Origin of the sequence: Rhizorhapis sp. (assembly GCF_035276005.1) — a bacterium.
Classification (GTDB): domain Bacteria; phylum Pseudomonadota; class Alphaproteobacteria; order Sphingomonadales; family Sphingomonadaceae; genus Rhizorhapis.
In genome coordinates, this window is record NZ_DATEMB010000061.1 from 16443 (window position 1) to 34870 (window position 18428).

17 protein-coding genes are annotated in these 18428 nt (G+C 61.0%); 15 read left to right on the forward strand and 2 right to left on the reverse strand.

Features of this window, described 5'->3' with window-relative positions; genetic code table 11:
• Positions 1 to 4: 4 nt before the first annotated feature.
• Complete coding sequence (locus VJS46_RS13740; protein WP_324060633.1) at positions 5 to 529, reverse strand: DUF721 domain-containing protein; 525 nt, start codon at positions 527 to 529, stop codon at positions 5 to 7.
• Between the two features lie 143 nt (positions 530 to 672).
• Here VJS46_RS13740 and VJS46_RS13745 point away from each other — a divergent pair, with 143 nt between their 5' ends.
• The 15 genes from VJS46_RS13745 to VJS46_RS13815 all read left to right on the forward strand — a co-directional run bounded on the left by VJS46_RS13745 (position 673) and on the right by VJS46_RS13815 (position 17724).
• Entirely contained in the window at positions 673 to 1734 is a 1062-nt protein-coding gene (locus tag VJS46_RS13745; protein WP_324060634.1) for an A/G-specific adenine glycosylase, read from the forward strand.
• Positions 1703 to 3010: a serine hydrolase domain-containing protein gene (locus tag VJS46_RS13750; RefSeq protein ID WP_324060635.1), complete on the forward strand. Its 1308-nt coding sequence runs from the start codon at positions 1703 to 1705 to the stop codon at positions 3008 to 3010. Before VJS46_RS13745 ends, VJS46_RS13750 begins: the two co-directional genes overlap by 32 nt.
• Entirely contained in the window at positions 3007 to 3891 is an 885-nt protein-coding gene (gene nudC, locus VJS46_RS13755) for an NAD(+) diphosphatase (RefSeq protein ID WP_324060636.1), read from the forward strand. Before VJS46_RS13750 ends, nudC begins: the two co-directional genes overlap by 4 nt.
• A 204-nt stretch (positions 3892 to 4095) precedes the next feature.
• Positions 4096 to 4875 carry an LPS export ABC transporter ATP-binding protein gene (lptB, locus tag VJS46_RS13760; protein WP_324060637.1) on the forward strand — a complete coding sequence of 260 codons (780 nt, stop codon included), beginning with the start codon at positions 4096 to 4098 and terminating at the stop codon, positions 4873 to 4875.
• An 84-nt stretch (positions 4876 to 4959) separates the two neighbouring features.
• The gene (rpoN, locus tag VJS46_RS13765; RefSeq protein WP_324060638.1) at positions 4960 to 6486 is read left to right on the forward strand and encodes an RNA polymerase factor sigma-54; all 1527 of its coding nucleotides are present in this window, start codon (positions 4960 to 4962) and stop codon (positions 6484 to 6486) included.
• A 193-nt stretch (positions 6487 to 6679) separates the two neighbouring features.
• Positions 6680 to 8923: a glycosyltransferase gene (locus tag VJS46_RS13770; RefSeq protein ID WP_324060639.1), complete on the forward strand. Its 2244-nt coding sequence runs from the start codon at positions 6680 to 6682 to the stop codon at positions 8921 to 8923.
• Positions 8908 to 9621: a cellulose biosynthesis protein BcsS gene (gene bcsS / locus VJS46_RS13775; protein ID WP_324060640.1), complete on the forward strand. Its 714-nt coding sequence runs from the start codon at positions 8908 to 8910 to the stop codon at positions 9619 to 9621. Before VJS46_RS13770 ends, bcsS begins: the two co-directional genes overlap by 16 nt.
• Positions 9622 to 9772: 151 nt before the next feature.
• Positions 9773 to 10207, forward strand: a complete 435-nt coding sequence (locus VJS46_RS13780; protein ID WP_324060641.1) for an Rrf2 family transcriptional regulator — start codon at positions 9773 to 9775, stop codon at positions 10205 to 10207.
• Positions 10208 to 10317: 110 nt separating this feature from the next.
• Positions 10318 to 10992 carry an alpha/beta hydrolase gene (locus VJS46_RS13785; RefSeq protein ID WP_324060642.1) on the forward strand — a complete coding sequence of 225 codons (675 nt, stop codon included), beginning with the start codon at positions 10318 to 10320 and terminating at the stop codon, positions 10990 to 10992.
• Positions 10993 to 11145: 153 nt separating this feature from the next.
• Entirely contained in the window at positions 11146 to 12177 is a 1032-nt protein-coding gene (locus tag VJS46_RS13790; RefSeq protein WP_324060643.1) for a sulfate ABC transporter substrate-binding protein, read from the forward strand.
• A gap of 22 nt (positions 12178 to 12199) precedes the next feature.
• On the forward strand, positions 12200 to 13072 hold the full coding sequence (cysT, locus tag VJS46_RS13795) for a sulfate ABC transporter permease subunit CysT (protein WP_324060644.1): 873 nt from the start codon (positions 12200 to 12202) through the stop codon (positions 13070 to 13072).
• Positions 13069 to 13905 carry a sulfate ABC transporter permease subunit CysW gene (cysW, locus tag VJS46_RS13800; RefSeq protein ID WP_324060645.1) on the forward strand — a complete coding sequence of 279 codons (837 nt, stop codon included), beginning with the start codon at positions 13069 to 13071 and terminating at the stop codon, positions 13903 to 13905. The genes cysT and cysW overlap by 4 nt, the downstream gene beginning before the upstream one ends.
• Positions 13902 to 14948 (forward strand): sulfate/molybdate ABC transporter ATP-binding protein, encoded by a 1047-nt coding sequence (locus VJS46_RS13805; RefSeq protein ID WP_324060646.1) that lies wholly within the window; start codon positions 13902 to 13904, stop codon positions 14946 to 14948. Before cysW ends, VJS46_RS13805 begins: the two co-directional genes overlap by 4 nt.
• Positions 14948 to 15130: a YezD family protein gene (locus VJS46_RS13810; RefSeq protein ID WP_324060647.1), complete on the forward strand. Its 183-nt coding sequence runs from the start codon at positions 14948 to 14950 to the stop codon at positions 15128 to 15130. Before VJS46_RS13805 ends, VJS46_RS13810 begins: the two co-directional genes overlap by 1 nt.
• Positions 15131 to 15303: 173 nt before the next feature.
• Complete coding sequence (locus VJS46_RS13815) at positions 15304 to 17724, forward strand: TonB-dependent receptor (protein WP_324060648.1); 2421 nt, start codon at positions 15304 to 15306, stop codon at positions 17722 to 17724.
• A 29-nt stretch (positions 17725 to 17753) separates the two neighbouring features.
• Here VJS46_RS13815 and VJS46_RS13820 read toward each other — a convergent pair whose 3' ends face one another.
• Positions 17754 to 18428, reverse strand: coding sequence for a L,D-transpeptidase family protein (locus VJS46_RS13820; protein WP_324060649.1), 675 nt, complete (start codon positions 18426 to 18428; stop codon positions 17754 to 17756).

Here is an 18428-nt window from a genome sequence, read left to right on the forward strand (position 1 = left end):
CCCATTACCCGACCCTGGGCGGGCCGCTGGAATTGGCCAGCCCCTGCGCCAGGGATTCGAGCACCGAACGAAGCTCAGGATCGCCGATCTCGCGCAGCCCTTCGCCCATCTCCATGGGGATGGGCTTCAGCATCTTTGGCGGCGGGCGTCGCTCGGCGTCGCGGCGTTCGATCATGCCCTGCTTCATCGCCACCTTGGCGACTGCGTTATAGCCGAAAAAGCGATTCACCCGCTCGACGATTTCCGGCAGGACATGCTGCATCATCGGAGCGAAGCCGCTGGCGACGATCAGGTTGAGTGTCCCGCTGGATTTCTGCCCGACGGGGAAGCGGATGGATTCCGGGGCGGAAACCTCAGCATATTTGCTGCCGACAATGTCGCCCCAGCGAGTGACGATGCTGCTCTGGACGAATCCGAAGCGGCGAAAGGCGGCGCGGCCGATATTGGGTACGATATCGGCTATATTGCGGGCGGGCCCACCGCGCGGGCGCTCTTCCTCCTCCTGATTCTTTCCGGGGCGTTTCGTCATGATGCCCTTCATGGCATAGCGGAGGGATGCTGGTCGATGATTCAATTGATTGCGTATTCTGGAACTGTTTGCCTTGAGCCTGTCAAAGGGCTTTCCTGCCTTTGAAAGAAAGGGGCTTTGCCAAGCTCGGCCCGGCCAAATCAATGGACAATATCGCTTCGAAACTTCTCGCTCATTATGACCGGCACGCCCGCAACCTTCCCTGGCGCGCCATGCCGGGAAGCAATGCCCCCGATCCTTATCGCGTATGGCTCTCTGAAATCATGCTGCAACAGACAACCGTGGCGGCGGTGAAGCCCTATTTCGAGAAATTCACGGCGCGCTGGCCCGATGCCATGGCGCTTGCCGGTGCCGATGATAGCGAGTTGATGGCTGCCTGGGCCGGGCTTGGCTATTATGCCCGCGCGCGCAACCTGTTGGCCTGCGCGCGGAAGGTAGCGGCGGACCACGGCGGGCGCTTCCCCGGCAGCGAGGCGGAATTGCTGAAATTGCCGGGGGTGGGAGCCTATACCGCCGCCGCCATTGCCGCGATTGCCTTTGGCGCGCGCGCCGTTGTCGTGGATGCCAATGTGGAGCGGGTGGTGGCGAGGGTTTTTGCCATCGGCACACCCTTACCCCAGGGCCGTGCGGAGATTCGCGCTGCGGCCGATCGGATCACACCAGATGTCCGGGCAGGAGATTTCGCTCAAGCGATGATGGACCTGGGCGCCACTATCTGCACGGTCCGCAATCCGCTCTGTTCCCTTTGTCCTCTCACGGAAGATTGTCGGGGCAAGACGGATCCCGCTGCCTATCCGGTCAAGCCGCTGAAGAAGGCGCGGCCTGCCAAGCGGGGATATGTCTGGTGGCTGCAGGACGGTGATCATGTCTGGCTGGTACGGCGGCCGGGCAAGGGACTGCTGGGCGGAATGCGGGCGCTGCCGACCTCCGACTGGGTAACGGCGGAACCCCATTATCTGCCGCCCGTCGCTGGAGACTGGACCCGGCTCAATGCCTCCGTCTCTCATGTTTTCACCCATTTTTCCCTGACAATTCAAATAGAGTGGCTGCAGGTGGAAAGGGATTGCATGACGGATCAAGCTGGGGAATGGTGGCCAATCGAAGGGATTGAGGCGGCAGGGCTGCCGACGCTTTTCGCCAAGGCCGCCAAGGCCATAAGAGAGGAGATGCCTGATGCCGCTCGCTACCCAGCGGATAGTGTTTGACCGCCGCCACGTTCTAAGGGGCGGGCTGGCGCTCGGTCTTGCGGGGGCGCTACCGGGGATCGCTGGCGCACAGCCGGCCGGGATGCAGGACCTGCTCCCCTATCCGGCCTCCCTCTCGCTGATCATGAATTATCTGGACCGGAAGAGCTTTCCGGGAGGCGTGGTTTCGATTGGCCGGGGCGCTGAGGAACCCGATTATGTGACCGCCGGAACGCTCGCTTTCGATAGCGCCGCAGAGACGGATGAAAACACGCTCTGGCGTATTTACTCCATGACCAAGCCCGTCACCGGCATGGCCGCGATGATCCTGATCGATGAGGGCAAGCTGAAGCTGGACCAGCCGGTCGCCGACTTCATCCCGGCCTTCGCCAAGGTGCGGGTACTGGTCGATCCGGCCAAGGGGCTGGAGTCGCAGCCAGCGAAGAATGTCATGACGATCCGGCATCTGCTGACCCACAGTTCGGGGCTCGGCTATCATTTCTCCGTCCCGGATGCCCTCAAGGCGGAATATCTTCGCCTGGGCCTCATTCCAGCGCAGATATCCCGGCAAGATTTTGGCGATGACCTTATTCTCGCTCCGCCCGTGCCGCTAGCGCCGAGCCTGGAGGCGTTTGCCGACCGGCTGGCGACCGTGCCGCTGGCGGCAGAGCCCGGCACCAAATGGATCTATTCGGTAAGCCTCGACCTGCTGGGCCGGATTATAGAGCTGGCGAGCGGCATGGCGTTGGACGGGTTCCTTGCAAAACGGATGTTCGAGCCGCTGAACATGACCAGCACCTTTTTCCGCGTCCCGCAGGCGCGCAAAGCCGAACTTGCCACCAATTATGCAATGATCGGCACCGAGTTGAAGCCGGTCGATCAGGGCGCCGACTCCATCTATCTGGACGAACCCGCCTTTCCCTTCGGCGGGGCTGGCCTTGTATCTACAGCGCGGGACTATGACCGCTTCCTCGCCATGCTGGTGGGGCGGGGGGCGCTTGGCAAAACACAGATCATGTCGCCCCAGGCCGCCACTCTGGGCATGTCCAATCTGCTGCCGGAGGGAGTCAGCCTTGACCAGGAAATGGGTGCCGGCTGGGGCTTTGGCGCAGGCGGGCGCGTCGGATTGAACGGTGTGTTCAAGGGCTTCTTTGGGTGGGCCGGCGCGGCTGGCACCGTCGCCTGGGCGGACACAGTTCGGAAGGTGCGGGGCGGCGGCTATGCGAATTTCATTGCGCCCGAAAACCGGAAGTTCCAGGAAGCCGTACCTCAAGCTGTGTACAAGGATCTCAAATGACCGGAACGCCGGTCCTGGGCTTTGCCGGCGGCGTTCTGGACCGGGCGGACCAGATCCGCACCAATGCTCAAAGACTCGCTGAATCCTTTGCCGATCCGCGCGCCCGGCTGCTTGTGCTGGATCGGCTGGACCCGGTTTTGGGCGAGGAGGACGGTCTTGCATGGACCGTTCTCCCGCCTGGACAGGACCTGGGCAATTTCATCCTCCTTGGCGTCGATCAGGAGGGCCCGGCTTTCGTCGAGATAGCGGGCGATATTCCTCACGGCGGAGCCTTTGCCCCAAAGGTGTGGGAAATCGCGCCCCTGTTACAGCCCCAGGCGCTTGCGCTCTATGGCTGCGCCCGCAGTCTCGTCGACTGGCACAAGCGGCATGGCTTCTGCGCCAATTGCGGCGCACCGACTGGGGTAGCCAAGGGCGGATGGTCCCGCCTGTGCCCAAGCTGCGGCGCGGAACATTTCCCGCGCGTCGATCCGGTCACCATCATGCTGGCCGAGCATGAAGGAAAAATCCTGGTTGGGCGGCAGGAAAGATTCCCGCCCGGCCGTTACTCCGCTCTGGCGGGCTTTGTGGAGCCCGGCGAGACCATCGAGGAAGCGGTCGCACGGGAATTGTGGGAAGAGGCGGGCATCCGGACCCATAGCGTCCGCTATGTGATGAGCCAGCCCTGGCCATTCCCGTCTTCCCTGATGATCGCCTGCATCGGCCGGACCGACGACCCGGCCCTTACGCTCGACCTGACCGAGCTGGAGGATGCCAAATGGGTGGACCTTGCAGGCGTCCGCGCTGCGCTGGCAGGGGAAGCGGACGCGCCATTCCGTGCGCCCCCGCCCATGGCCGTGGCACATTGGCTCCTGCGGCATTGGGTTGAGGAGCAGGGCTGAACCCGGTCATCGAACGGCCTGAAGCAATGATCCTTGTCGCCGTAACTCTTCCACAAGTCAGCCCGATTTTCCCCCGGCCCGCAAAGTTTTTCACCGCCAGCCGCTTTCCCCATGCACAAAGCTTGCCAAATCGGCTAGAGCTGCCTCTTGTTTACGCATGGTTAATGGCCTTCATGCCAGCTAGGTGACGAACAAGGACCAAGAATGAACGACATCGGCATCATCGACCGGCCCGACGCCGCTTTGACCGCAGAGGCGCAGACCAGCGGCCTTTCCGTCGTGTCGATCGCCAAAAGCTATGACAAGCGCGCGGTCCTTACCGATGTTTCGCTGTCAGTGGCGAAGGGCGAAGTGGTGGGACTGCTTGGACCCAATGGCGCTGGCAAGACGACCTGTTTTTATTCCATCATGGGGCTGGTGAAGCCCGATTCAGGGCGCATCCTTCTGGACGGCGACGATATAACGCCGCTGCCCATGTACCGGCGGGCGATATTGGGCCTTGGCTATCTGCCGCAGGAAACCTCCATTTTCAGGGGCATGACGGTAGAGCAGAACATCATGGCGGTGCTTGAGCTTGCCGAACCGGACAAGACGGCACGCGATGAACGGCTGGAAGAGCTTCTGGGCGAATTCGGCCTAACACGGCTTCGTTCGGCCTCAGCCATGGCTCTTTCCGGCGGTGAGCGGCGTCGCTGCGAGATTGCCCGGGCGCTGGCGGCCAGTCCCTCCATCATGCTGCTCGACGAACCATTTGCCGGCATCGATCCGATTTCGATCGCCGACATTCGCGATCTTGTCTGCCAACTGAAGGAGCGGGGAATCGGAGTGCTCATTACCGACCACAATGTCCGGGAAACGCTCGACATCGTGGACCGCGCCTGCATCATCTATGACGGAAAGGTGCTGTTTGCGGGCAGCCCGCAGGCACTGGTCGCCAATGAGGATGTCCGCCGCCTCTATTTGGGCGAGGGCTTCGAGCTGTAGAATGAGTAGGGGGGCTTCGACAGGCTCAGCCCGAACGGCTTTTGCGGCTTGTAAGGCGCGCCTGCCAAAGCGGGACCGAGACTGATGGCGCTGGCTCCGCGTCTCGACCTGCGGCAGAGCCAGTCGCTGGTGATGACGCCGCAGTTGCAGCAGGCCATTCGCCTGCTTGCGCTGTCGAATCTGGAAATCGAAGCCTATATTGCCGAGGAACTGGAAAAGAACCCGCTGCTCGAGGCAGGGGATGCCGGCCCGGAGATGGAGGCAGCCCCAGCGCCCGCCGATCCTTCGGAGAATCGTCCGGACCTTCCCGACAATGCGTCGACGGACCTTTTGCTGGAGGGCGGCCATGGCGACACGGAAAATCCGCTCGATGTCGAATATGACAGCTCCGCCTTCAGCGACGACGGCACCTCCGACACTGCGGCGGCGGCCGCTGAACGGGGCGGCGGGCTGGACATGGGCGATTATGGCGGGGGCGGTTTTGGCGAGGAAGGGCCGGATTTCGATAGCTTTTCTGCGCCGGACGTATCGCTGCACGAACATCTTCTGGCGCAGGCTGGATCGGCACTCACCGGCCAGCAGATGGTGATTGCGACGCAGCTCATCGGCCAGATCGACGAGGCCGGCTATCTGGAGGCCAATCTTCTTGAGACCGCCTATCGCCTCAATGTTCCGCTGAATGAAGTGGAAGGGGTGCTGGCGGTCGTCCAGACCTTCGATCCCACTGGCGTGGGGGCACGCAACCTCGCCGAATGTATTGCGCTGCAGGCGAAGGAGGCCGACCGCTATGATCCGGCCATGGCGCGCCTCATTGATAATCTAGAGCTGCTTGGGCGCGGCGCGCTGCCGCAGTTGAAGCGCATTTGCGGCGTCGATGAGGAGGATTTCGCGGACATGATCCGCGAGCTTCGCAGCTATGATCCAAAGCCCGGCCTCAAATTCGGCGCTGATGTCAGCCAGGCGGTTGTACCCGATATTTTCGTGGTCGAACGCGGCGATGGCTGGGGAATAGAGATCAACAGCGCGACCCTGCCGCGCCTGCTGGTCAACCGCAGCTATTATGTGGAGCTGGCGCACGGTCAGCATGACAGGAATTCGAAAGCCTGGCTCGCCGATTGCCTGGCGAGCGCCAACTGGCTGATCAAGGCGCTGGACCAGCGGCAGCGCACGATCATCAAGGTGGCAAGCGAGATCGTGAAGCAGCAGGAGGATTTCTTCCGCCACGGCGTTGCCCATCTGAAGCCGCTTACCCTGCGCATGGTGGCGGAGGCCATCGAGATGCATGAATCGACGGTGAGTCGCGTCACCAGCAACAAATATCTGTCGTGCGCGCGCGGGCTATATGAACTCAAATATTTCTTCACCAGCGGCATCCAGAGCAGCGATGGTGGAGAGGCAGTGTCCGCTGAAGCAGTCAAAAGCCAGATCAAGGCCATGATCGCCGCCGAGGACCCAAGGAAAATCCTGTCGGACGATACGCTGGTCGAAATGCTCCGCGAAAAGGGCTTCGATATTGCCCGGCGCACCGTGGCCAAATATCGCGAGGCCATGGGGATTGGCTCGTCGGTCCAAAGAAGGCGGCAGAAAGCGCTGCAAAACCGCGCGGCTTAGCTGACGGCTATATACGACGCCGCTCCTGCGAAGGCGGGGGCCCCGCTCATTTCCTCGGCACCATAAAGCAAAAAAGCGGGGTCCCTGCCTGCGCAGGGACGACGGAAGGAGCAGATCACCTTCTGCACCTAATCCAATATTAACCATTGTTTGCGACACTGCCCTCTGGATCAAACTTCCGAAAGGCAAGAGCGTGTACCAAGCTCCGCGCAGCAGCGCGTGGCAGTGGGACCGTCGCGCCGCCAGACTGGCGGGCGCGGGGGTCATCAAGCTGCACCGTGTGAAACCCCTTGGCGTGGTGGCCTTCGGGACATTTCTCGCCACCTCTATATTCTATTTCGCCTACCGGCTGCCCTTGTGGAATCCGGAAGCGCCCATATTGGCGAGCCTTCTGCTCCTTGCGGAGTTGTTTGGCGTCTTCACGCTGGTCCTGCATGTCTTCTCGACATGGACGCTGGTGGAAAGGCAAGCCCCTCCACCGCCTGCGGGCTATGAGGCGGATATCTTCATCACGACGTGGAATGAATCGGTCGATATCCTGCGCTGCACGCTGCTTGCCGCAAAGCAGGTATCGCATGCCCGCGCCATCTGGCTGCTCGACGACGGCTGCCGCCCGGAAATGGAGGCGCTCGCCCGCGAGCTTCAGGTCAAATATGTCGCGCGGCAGGACCGGTCCCATGCCAAGGCCGGGAACCTCAACAATGCCCTCACTCTGTCAGATGCGCCCTTTGTCGCGATCTTCGACTGCGATCATGCGCCTTCGCCTGACTTTCTTGAGCGCACTCTCGGCTATTTCATGGACCCTTCCGTGTCCTTCGTTCAGACACCGCAGGATTTCTACAATGTGGACTCGTTCCAGCACCGCGGCTCTGCGGGCTCGAAAGAAGCCTGGCATGAACAGACCTTGTTCTACCGTGCGATCCAGCCTGGCAAGGACCGGTGGAATGCCACCTTCTTCTGCGGCAGTTGCGCCGTTATCAGACGCGAGGCGCTGGAGGATATTGGCGGCTTTGCGACCGGCACCATCACTGAGGACATGCACACCTCGCTCCGGCTTCATAAAAACGGCTGGTCTGCGGTCTATCATGCCGAAGCGCTCGCCTTTGGTCTTTCGCCTGCGAACCTGGAGCAATATTCGACCCAGCGCCTCCGCTGGGGCCGCGGGGCCATGCAGGTCTGGGCAAAAGAAGGGATACTCTTCCGGGGCCGCCTGACGCTTCCGCAGCGCATCGCTTACCTCACCTCCACCATCACCTATTTCGAAGGGTGGCAGAAGGCGATCGTCTATATATTGCCTATCCTCGTGCTCGCGACCGGCTCCATGCCGATCATCTGGACAGGCTGGCAGTTCCTCCTGGTCTTCGCGACCTGGCTGCTTTCCGGCATGGTAGTCAACGAGATCTTCAGCCGGGGCTATGCCAAGACGGTCTGGACCGAGGAATATAATTTTCTTCGCTTCGCCACCTTCATCAAGGCGACACTGGCGCTGATCCTGCCGATCAAATGGCAGTTCTCGGTCACGCCCAAGGGGCTTCAGGGGGACCTGCGCCTGCCCATCAGCCTTTGGCCGCAGATGCTGGTGGCGGTGGGCGGCATCCTCTCCATGCTGATCGGTGCCTATCGCTTCCATGAGCATCATTACATGCCCGACGGCGCTTTCGTCGCCAATATTTTCTGGGTGGCGATCAGCTCGGTGCTGGCGATCAAGGCGCTTCGCTTCGCCACGGGCAGACTGTCGCAGAGGCGTTCCGAGCATCGCTTCCCTGTCCCGCTGATCGCGCGGGTGACCAGCCGCGACGGGTCCGGCCGCGCCAAATCGCGCTATTGCATTGCGCGGGATGTGTCCTCGCTCGGCATGAGCCTGGACATCCGCCGGGGTCACAGCCAGGGCGATGTGGTGGAGGGTGAACTCATCCTTCCTGCAGGACCAATCTCCTTCCGGGCGAAGGTCATGCGCCGCTTTGCCAAAGCGTCTGGCCAGAACGAGATATTGGGGTTGCAATTCGACTGGCCAAATCCTGCCGCGGCCGATGCTCTCAACGCATGCCTCTATGGCAACGCGCTGCAATGGGATGTGAACGGCTGGGCCGAAACCCGCCGCAGGCCATGGCGATCGCTCTGGCCTTTCGCCGGCCGGAACAGTCAAGCTATTGAAGAGACGTGGGAAATGGGGCATCTCGCGATTGAAGGTAAGGCTGGAGCGGTTTGCCTGGTCCGCAATGAAGATGGGATATATCGCGTGCTTTCCTATGCAAATCTGCCCGCCACTTCGCACTTGAAACTTCGGGTGGATGGTCATTGCGCCGCGAGCGATCTGCAGCTTGCAGGTTATCGCCAGTACAGCATCGGCGGTTCGCCGCTTCAAATGGCCGTGCTTGCGGACAGCCGCGACATCCCGGCCTTATTCCATAGGGAACCCGCATGGACCGCAAACTGATGCAACTTGCCAAAGTGGCCCTTGCCGCTGGCTTGTCCCTGGCGAGCGTTCAGCCCGTTCGGGCGCAAGCCGACACGCCCACTGGCGTCTGGTTCGCAGGCGGCACTGTGAGCGATACGATCTCGGCCTATGGCGGCGCGATCAAGGCGCTTCCCGGCGCGCGCCTTGGCAAGGGGCTGGCGTTGCGGGGCAGCGTCAATGGGGGCACCTATCATTATGATGGCGCGACAGAGATCGATGCCAGCTATGCCGGGGCAGAGGCGGCGCTGGTCTATCAAATCTCGGGACCCTGGGGATGGGCGAATGTCGCGGCGGGACCCCGCTATACCTACACCGACCTTTCGCCTGATGATCCGGGCAACAAGCGGCAGGGTTCCCGCTGGGACGTGGGATTGCAGACGGACGGCGCCTTCGACGGCCCTGCCTGGCGGCTTGGCTGGATCGCCTCTGTCGGGCCATTTGACGGAGCCTATGAGGCGAGGGCCCAGCTTGGAAGGAAATTGGGCGGGCAGAAATACCGGCTTGGAGTTGAAGGCGGGATCACCGGCAATCCTACCTATTCGAAGACAATGGCGGGCGCCTTTGTGGCCGCCTCTGTAGCGCCGAATATGGACCTTCAGCTAGGAGCTGGCGCGACTTTTCAGGAGGGGCGCAAGGCGCGGGCGTACGGATCGATTGGACTGAGCAAGGTTTTTTAGTCCAGCGGCCAATTTCGGCCCTTGGAATTTTGCTGCCAGATTCCCGTCGTCCCTGCCTGCGCTGGGACGACGTGGGTTTGTCTCCTGCCGAGCCCTAAAATTCCGGGCGCCCTGCCATGACATTGCCATTATCTACCATAATAATCGAGATATGCTCTCCCAAAGGACCCGATACGCGCTCCGGGCGCTGCAATATCTCGCTGATCGCTATGGGCGGGGCCCTGTCCAACTCAAGGAAATAGCGGAAGCGCAGAATATTCCCGCCAAGTTCCTGACCGTCATTCTTTCCGAAATGTCGCGCGAAGGGCTGGTGGGTACGCAGCGCGGACGCGATGGGGGCTATTGGCTGCTGCTGCCGCCCGTCGATATCCGGTACGGCGACATCATAAGGATTACCAGGGGATCCCTGGCGCTGGTCCCCTGTGCCAGCCGCTTCGCACATGAAAGATGCGAGAACTGCGTGCCGGAAGAAGAGTGCAAGTTGCACCAGATCATGCTGAAGGTGCGCGACGAAACCGCCGCCATTCTGGATGGCATTACCCTGGCGGATCCCGTGGACCGGCTGGAGCTTACGACGCTGCCGTAACAGATTGCCGCATTTGCGCCACATTTGGACAACATTCTCTTGTCAACTGAAAGAGTAGAAATAAATTGAGGCCATGAAATGGGCGATTCGCCCCCTTCAGGAGAAGTGTCATGGCATCCTATTCGGCGTTCGAGCGGCATAATCCCCTGATCTTGACGGTGCCGGGCCTGAACAATTCCGGACCCGGCCACTGGCAGACCATCTGGGAAGCGGTTCGCAATGATTGCGAACGTGTCGATCTGGGCATGTGGGATCGTCCGCATCGCAACACCTGGGTGAACAAGCTGAATGCCGCCATTCGGCAGGCGGACCGTCCTGTCATCCTGGCCGCGCACAGTCTTGGCTGTCTCGCCGTGGCATGGTGGGCTGCGCTTGAGCGGCCACCCTTTGGCCACCCTGTTGCAGGAGCCTTGCTGGTGGCGCCTCCGGATGTGGACACGGCGACGCTTGACGGACGGCTGACCGCCTTTGGTCCTGCGCCCAAGGGATTGCTACCCTTTCCCTCGATTGTCGCCGCCAGCCGGAATGACCCCTATATCTCCTTCACGCGCGCGCATACGTTGGCGAAATTCTGGGGCAGCCATTGCGTTGATGCGGGCGAGGTGGGGCATATCAACGCCGAATCCCGCCTGGGTGAATGGGAATATGGCCAATATCTGCTAAACCAGTTGGTCGCCATTGCCAGCGAAGCCGAACCGTTGCACCCGCGCCAGTCCGCGGAAAGCATGGTCCGGACGCACGCAGTGGAGGATAAGGTCGTCCGCTTTCCGGGCAACAGCCTTTGACATATTTCGGTGTTATTGCCAGAGCCGCCCGGCATCCTTTCAATGGGACGCCGGGCGGACTGCATAAAGTTTCTTTTTGCGTTACAAAATTAGCTTTCTTGTCTATCGTTTTAGTAGAGATAGACCAGGGACATTACAGAGAAGGGGGAAGCAATGAAAAAACGCACATTCATCCTGTCGGCCGCTGCTTTTGCGGGCCTGCTGGCACTTCCCGCATGCTCGGGCGAAGCCGGGAAGGACGGCAAGACGCTGACGCTGATGAACGTGTCCTATGACCCGACGCGTGAGCTCTACAAGGAAGTCAACGCCGCCTTTGCCAAGAAATGGGAAAGCGAAACCGGGCAGGCGATCGATTTCAACATGAGCCACGGTGGTTCGGGCAAGCAATCGCGCGCCGTTATCGACGGGTTGGAAGCCGACGTTGTAACCTTGGCGCTGGCCTATGACATTGAAGCCATTGCCGAGCGGGCAAAGCTGCTTCCGGCAAACTGGCAGGCCCGGCTGCCCGACAACAGCGCCCCCTATACCTCGACCATCGTGTTCCTGGTGCGCAAGGGCAATCCCAAGAAGATCAAGGATTGGGGCGACCTTGTGAGGCCTGGCGTCCAAGTGATCACGCCCAATCCGAAGACCAGCGGCGGTGCGCGCTGGAACTTCCTCGCCGCCTGGGCCTATGGCAAGCACAAGGGCGGCTCCGATGCTGCGGCCGAAGCCTATGTGACCAAGCTTTTCTCGCAGGTTCCGGTGCTGGATAGCGGCGCGCGCGGGGCTACGACCACCTTTGTGGAGCGCGGCATCGGCGACGTTCTTCTCGCTTGGGAGAATGAAGCCTTTCTCGCGGAAAAGCAACTCGGCGCCGGGAAGTTCGAGATCGTCGCGCCCTCCATCTCCATCCTGGCCGAGCCCCCGGTTGCGGTCGTGGATGCCAATGCGAAGAAGCATGGGGCTGAAAAGGCAGCGGAAGCCTATCTCCGCTTCCTCTACACGCCCGAAGGTCAAACGATCATCGCCCGGAATTTCTATCGCCCGCGCGACCCCAAGGTAGCTGAAAAGTATGCCGCCGTGTTCCCCAAGCTGAACCTCGTCACTATTGACAAGGACTTTGGGGGCTGGAAAGCCGCGCAGGCCCGATTCTTCGACGACGGCGGCATATTCGACAAGATATTCGCCGCGACGAAGCGTTAGAGGCGCCCAAATGGACGTAGCATTGAGCAGACAACTGCAGATCAGCCAAGCCCCTCCCAAAACGGCAAGCCGTCGGCGCAAGTCGGTCATCCCCGGCTTCGGCCTTACCTTTGGATTCAGCATTGTCTGGCTTTCCCTGATCGTTCTTATTCCGCTGAGCGCAGTCTTCATTCGCGCGGCGGGAATGGGCTGGACCGACTTCGTTGCGGTCGGCCTTTCGGAACGGGCGCTGGCGGCCTATCGGCTGAGCTTTGGTGCGGCGGCCGCAGCGGCGGCTGTCAATGCAGTCTTCGGGCTGCTCATCGCCTGGGTGCTGGTGCGCTATGATTTTCCGGGGAAGCGCGTGATCAATGCATTCATCGATCTGCCCTTCGCCCTGCCGACGGCTGTTGCAGGCATTGCGCTCACCGCACTTTACGCTCCCAACGGCTGGATCGGACAATATCTGGATCCGCTTGGGATCAAGGTTGCCTTCACCCCGCTCGGCGTGGTCGTGGCGCTGATCTTCATTGGTCTGCCCTTCGTCGTGCGGACGGTGGAGCCGGTGCTCTCTGACCTCGGGAAGGATGTTGAGGAGGCTGCCGCGACTCTCGGCGCCACCAGGATACAGACTTTCAGCCGCGTGATCCTGCCCGCGATCTCGCCAGCGCTGATTACGGGCTGCGCCATGGCCTTCGCGCGGGGCGTGGGCGAATATGGATCAGTGATCTTCATCGCGGGCAACATGCCCTATGTGTCCGAAATCGCTCCGCTGCTGATTGTGACGCAGCTTGAACAATTTGCTTATGCAGGCGCCACGGCCATTGCGACCGTCATGCTGATCGCTTCCTTTGCCGTGCTCCTGTTCATTAACCTGCTTCAATATTGGAGCCGCCGCAGGATGTCCGGCCAATGAACTTCGCGCTTCAGGAGACAAAGCCCGCTCAGCTTGCGCTGATCGGCATTGCGCTCGCCTTTATCGGTCTTTTCATTCTGCTGCCTCTGGTGGCCGTCTTTGCCGAAGCGTTGAAGCAGGGCTTCCTGGCCTATGCCCAGGCGCTGGTGGAACCGGATGCCTGGTCTGCAATCCAGTTGACCCTGATCGTCGCCGCGATCAGCGTGCCTGCCAATGTGATCTTCGGCCTCGCCGCTTCATGGGCAATCACCAAGTTCGATTTTCCCGGCAAGAGCCTGCTCATCACCTTCATCGACCTGCCTTTCTCGGTTTCCCCGGTTGTTTCGGGTCTGATCTTCGTGCTGCTGTTCGGTGCGCATGGCTGGTTCGGCGCCTGGCTTGCCGAGCATGATGTGCAGATCATCTTCGCCGTGCCGGGTATCGTGATTGCGACGATCTTCATCACCTTTCCCTTCGTCGCACGGGAACTCATTCCGCTGATGCAGGAGCAGGGGCGGGATGATGAGGAAGCGGCGATCTCGCTCGGAGCCTCGGGCTGGCAGACCTTTTGGCATGTGACCTTGCCCAATGTGCGCTGGGGCCTGCTCTATGGCGTGCTGCTTTGCAATGCGCGGGCCATGGGGGAATTCGGCGCGGTATCGGTGGTTTCGGGACACATTCGCGGCCTGACCAACACCATGCCGTTGCATGTCGAGATTCTCTACAATGAATATAATTTTGTCGGCGCCTTCGCCGTCGCCTCGCTGCTGGCCATGCTGGCGCTGGTGACGCTGGTCGTGAAAAGCGTGCTTGAATGGCGGTTCGACTATCAGCGCGGGAGTGCGGGGCATTGATTAAGCTTGAGGATATCAGCAAGGATTTCGGAACATTTTCCGCGCTCCGCAATGTCAGTCTTGAGGTGCGGGATGGTGAGTTCCTGGCGCTGTTGGGCCCTTCCGGTTCAGGCAAGACGACCCTGCTCCGCATCATTGCGGGCCTGGAATTCCCGGATACCGGTCATGTGACCTTCGATGGGGAGGATGTGACGGGCCTTCGCGTTGCTGACCGGCATGTGGGCTTTGTGTTTCAGCATTATGCGCTTTTCAAGCATATGACGGTCGCGGAGAATGTCGCCTTCGGCCTTTCCGTGCGCAAGCGCCGCCTGCGTCCTGCCAAAGCGGATATAAAGGCGCGCGCCCAGGAGCTGCTGGAACTGGTGCAGCTTGGTCAAGTGGGCGATCGCTATCCGGCGCAGCTTTCCGGTGGTCAGCGGCAGCGCGTGGCGCTTGCCCGCGCGCTCGCGGTTGCGCCCAAGCTGTTGCTGCTCGACGAACCTTTCGGCGCGCTGGACGCGAAGGTGCGCAAGGATTTGCGCCGCTGGCTGCGCGAATTGCACGAACAGATGGGGCTTACCTCCATCTTTGTGACCCATGACCAGGAAGAGGCGCTGGAGCTTGCGGACCGCGTTGTCGTCATGGACCATGGCGTTATCGAGCAGACCGGCACGCCCGAGGAAATCTACATGGCCCCGCGCAGCGCCTTTGTCTCCGACTTTGTGGGTGAGACCAATTGCGTGCCCGTTTCCGTATCAGGCGGGAAAGCCATGTTCTTCGACCGTGCCATTGAGGTGCCGATGGACCGCCTGCCAGAGGGCAAGGTCGATCTGCATTTCCGCCCGCATGATGCGGTGATCTGTGACGATAATGGTGCCGGCAGCCTGCCCCTGCTGGTTACCAACGTGTACCGCAAGGGCGGAAATTGGAGGGTGGAGGGGCACTTCACCGGCGTCGCTCGTCCAGTGGAGGTCGATCTGTCCTCGCAGGGCGACGCGCCCATTCCGGGCAGACGGGTGGGCGTTCGCCTGTCCCGCGTCATGGCTTTTGCCAATGGAGGCTGATGATGGTGGTAAACAACGGACGGGTGGCTGGTCCCGATAAGCAGCTACATGTGGAGGAAAGCTTGCGAAGCGTGCGCGACGCGCTGATGAGCCTGCGTTACGGCACTATTTCCCTCACCATCCATGAGGATCGGGTGGTTCAGATCGACGTGACTGAGAAGAAGCGGCTGCGTCCCGCTTGACTTGATTGGCCGGTAACGTCCCGGTCCAAAAAATTTCCGGCCTTCCGGCATGTCCCGGACCGCCAACTGCAAAGCGCCGACCAGGCAGATGGAGGCGCGATTTTATCCCAAGACATTGATGACAAGCTGACCGGTCGACCGGAGGCGTCATGATCCAACCCAAAGGGGAATTTATGATCAGACGTTTTCTGTGGCTGGCCACAGCTTCTGCGGCCGCGCTCTCACCCCATGCCTTTGCTGCCGACGATGTAGCGGCGGCCGATGGCGCGTCGCAGAGCGATAGCATCATCGTCATGGCGCGGCGGCGAGCCGAGGACATTCAGGATGTGCCGGTCGCCATTTCGGTGGTCGATTCAAAGACGCTGGAATCCACCGGCAGCTTCAATGTGGCGCGGCTGACGCAGCTTCAGCCTTCATTGCAGTTCTATTCCACCAACCCGCGCAATTCGGCGGCGAACATCCGCGGCCTTGGCGCTCCCTTCGGGCTCACCAATGACGGGATCGAGCAGGGTGTCGGCGTCTATATCGATCAGGTCTATAACAGCCGCATCGCAGCAGCGACCTTCGACTTCCTGGACGTGGAACAGGTCGAGGTGCTGCGAGGACCGCAGGGCACGCTCTATGGCAAGAACACGACCGCTGGCGCGATCAATATCACGACGCGCAAGCCCAGCTTCGAATTTGAAGGCCGGGCGGAGGTTTCGGTCGGCAATCTTGGCTATGTCCAGGCCAAGGCATCGATTTCGGGACCGCTCATAGAGGACAAGCTGGCAATCCGTCTTGCCGCCTCCTCGACCGACCGGCGCGGCACGATCTACAATGTCACGACGCAGAATCGGGTGAACGAGCAGGACAATCTCGGGCTGCGCGGCGTGCTGCTGTGGCGGCCGACCGAGGCGCTCGATGTCACGCTGTCTGCGGACTATAACCGCCAGGATCCGGAATGCTGCGCGCAGATCTTCGTTCGCACCGGTTCCACCCAGCGCCCCCTCAACCGGCAGTTCGCTGCCCTGGCCGCCGCCTTCAATTATGCGCCGCCCAGCACCAACGCCTTTGACCGCGTGACTGATCTTGATACGTCGCTGGATGCCTTTCAGGAGATTGGGGGCGTATCGCTCCGCGCCGAATGGCAGTTGGGGCCGGGCACCCTGACCTCTGTTTCGGCGTGGCGCTTCTGGAATTGGGGCCCTTCGAACGACCGTGACTTTACCGGCCTTCCGATCACCACCGTTTCGGCGAACCCGTCGAAACAAAATCAATATTCGCAGGAATTCCGCTACGCCGTTGAGGGCAATCGCTTCGACTATGTGCTAGGCCTCTTTGCCTATCATCAAAAGCAGCACACGACGGGCGCGCAGGAACAGGGCGCGGCGGCGAGCCGTTGGCTGCTCAATCCCACCAGCGCCAATGCCAGCAATCCCGCTGTTCTGGACGGGTTGCGCTCGGAAAATGACATTCATCTCAAGACCACCAGCATCGCCGCTTTCGGCCAGCTTAGCTGGAAGGTCACTGACCGGCTGACGCTTCAGCCGGGCCTGCGGGTCAATTATGACAAGAAGTCGGGCCGTTATGTTGCGACGGTGACGGATGGCGCGGGCAATCTGGTCATCTGCAACCCCACGCCCACCAGCAGCGTCGTGCGCGACCAGTGCGCCACGCTGCCGCCGCAAAGCTATGACCCGAAGTTCAGCGACTGGAATGTCTCGGGTGACTTCACCATTTCCTATCAGGTCACGGACGATATTCTTGCCTATGCAACCTATGCGAAGAGCTTCAAGTCCGGCGGTATCAATCTTTCCGGCCTGCCGCTCGATTCCAGCAACAATCCGATCCTCAGCGTCACGACGGTCAAGCCGGAGGATGTGAATCATTATGAGGTGGGCCTCAAGACCACATTGCTGGACCGGAGAGCGACGTTCAATCTGGCGGGCTTCTGGACCGAAATATCCGACTATCAGGCGCTGGTGAACAGCGGAGCCATCAGCACGGTTCGCGGCTATCTCGCGAACGCAGACAAGGTGCGCGTGCGCGGTATTGAGGCCGATCTGGCGTTCCGTCCCTCCGATCGCTTCAATGCCTATGCGAGCGGCACTTTTACCGACCATGAATATGTGAAGTTCACCGGCGCTCCTTGCCCGCCCGAGCTGTCCGGTGGCACGACCGTGGCGGCCGGTCAGACGCCCAGTCCCGCCGGCACGCCAGGCGGTCTCAGCCCTGCCAGTTGCGACATTTCGGGCCAGTGGCTGCCCGGCATATCTAAATGGGCTTTCTCCTACGGCGCGGAATATAATATTCCGGCCAAGCTGCTCGGCCTTGACGGAGAGGTTTATGCCGGGGTCGAGGGCAGTTACCGCTCCAAATTCTCGTCCAACCCGTCGCGTTCGGCCTATATGGACGTCAAGGGCTACGCCTTGACCAACTTCCGCGCGGGCTTCCGCGTCGAGGGCAAATGGGACATTTACGGCTGGGTGAAAAATGCCTTCGCCGAGAAATATTATGAACTGCTCGCGCAGCAGTCAGGAAGCACTGGCCTGATCGTTGGTCAGCTTGGCGATCCGCGCACCTATGGCCTGACCGTGAAGGCCCAGTTCTAACTTTTGCCAGGCGGCTTCCGCCGTTACGACTATCTGGGCGTAACGGCGGGGGATGCTCCACCCTGGCCCACCGCCATCATCTTTCCAGCGGTGATGATCACGCGGTCGCCGGGCTGGGCCTGTTCAAACAGCAGCGCGGCGAATTCCGCAGGAACGCCAATGCAACCATGGGTCGCCGATCCCCATTCCACATCGCTGCCGTGGATCGCCACACCGTCATTGGTCAGACGCAACATATAGGGCATGGGCGCGTCATAGAGGTTGGACACATGATCGGCGTCCTTTTCCAATATTGGAAATGTGCCGAGCGGTGTCGGCTTATCATCTGCGCCATATAGAATCACGGCCGCACCGATTTCATAGCCGCCCCGAAAGACCGACAGCGTCTGGGCCTTGAGATCGATGGTGATGACGACCGGCCCCGCGGGTACATCCTTGTCGTCCCAGACATAGCTGCCATGGGTGAACGGACCCTCGATATTCAGCACACGCTTGACGATGAAGGGATCATCCAGCGGAACGGGTTTTGTCACCACAGAGGCTTTCTCGACCGGCAAGGCTGCCGCCGGGCGCGGCCTGCTCTTTGGCGCTTCAGGAGAATGGCCGGGCAGCCCCGTCACGGACAGGAGCAGAGCGAGCGGTATCGCAGCCAGAAGCGGCTTGGTTCCCGCCGTTGCCATGATCCTGCGAATCCTGCCTGCCAT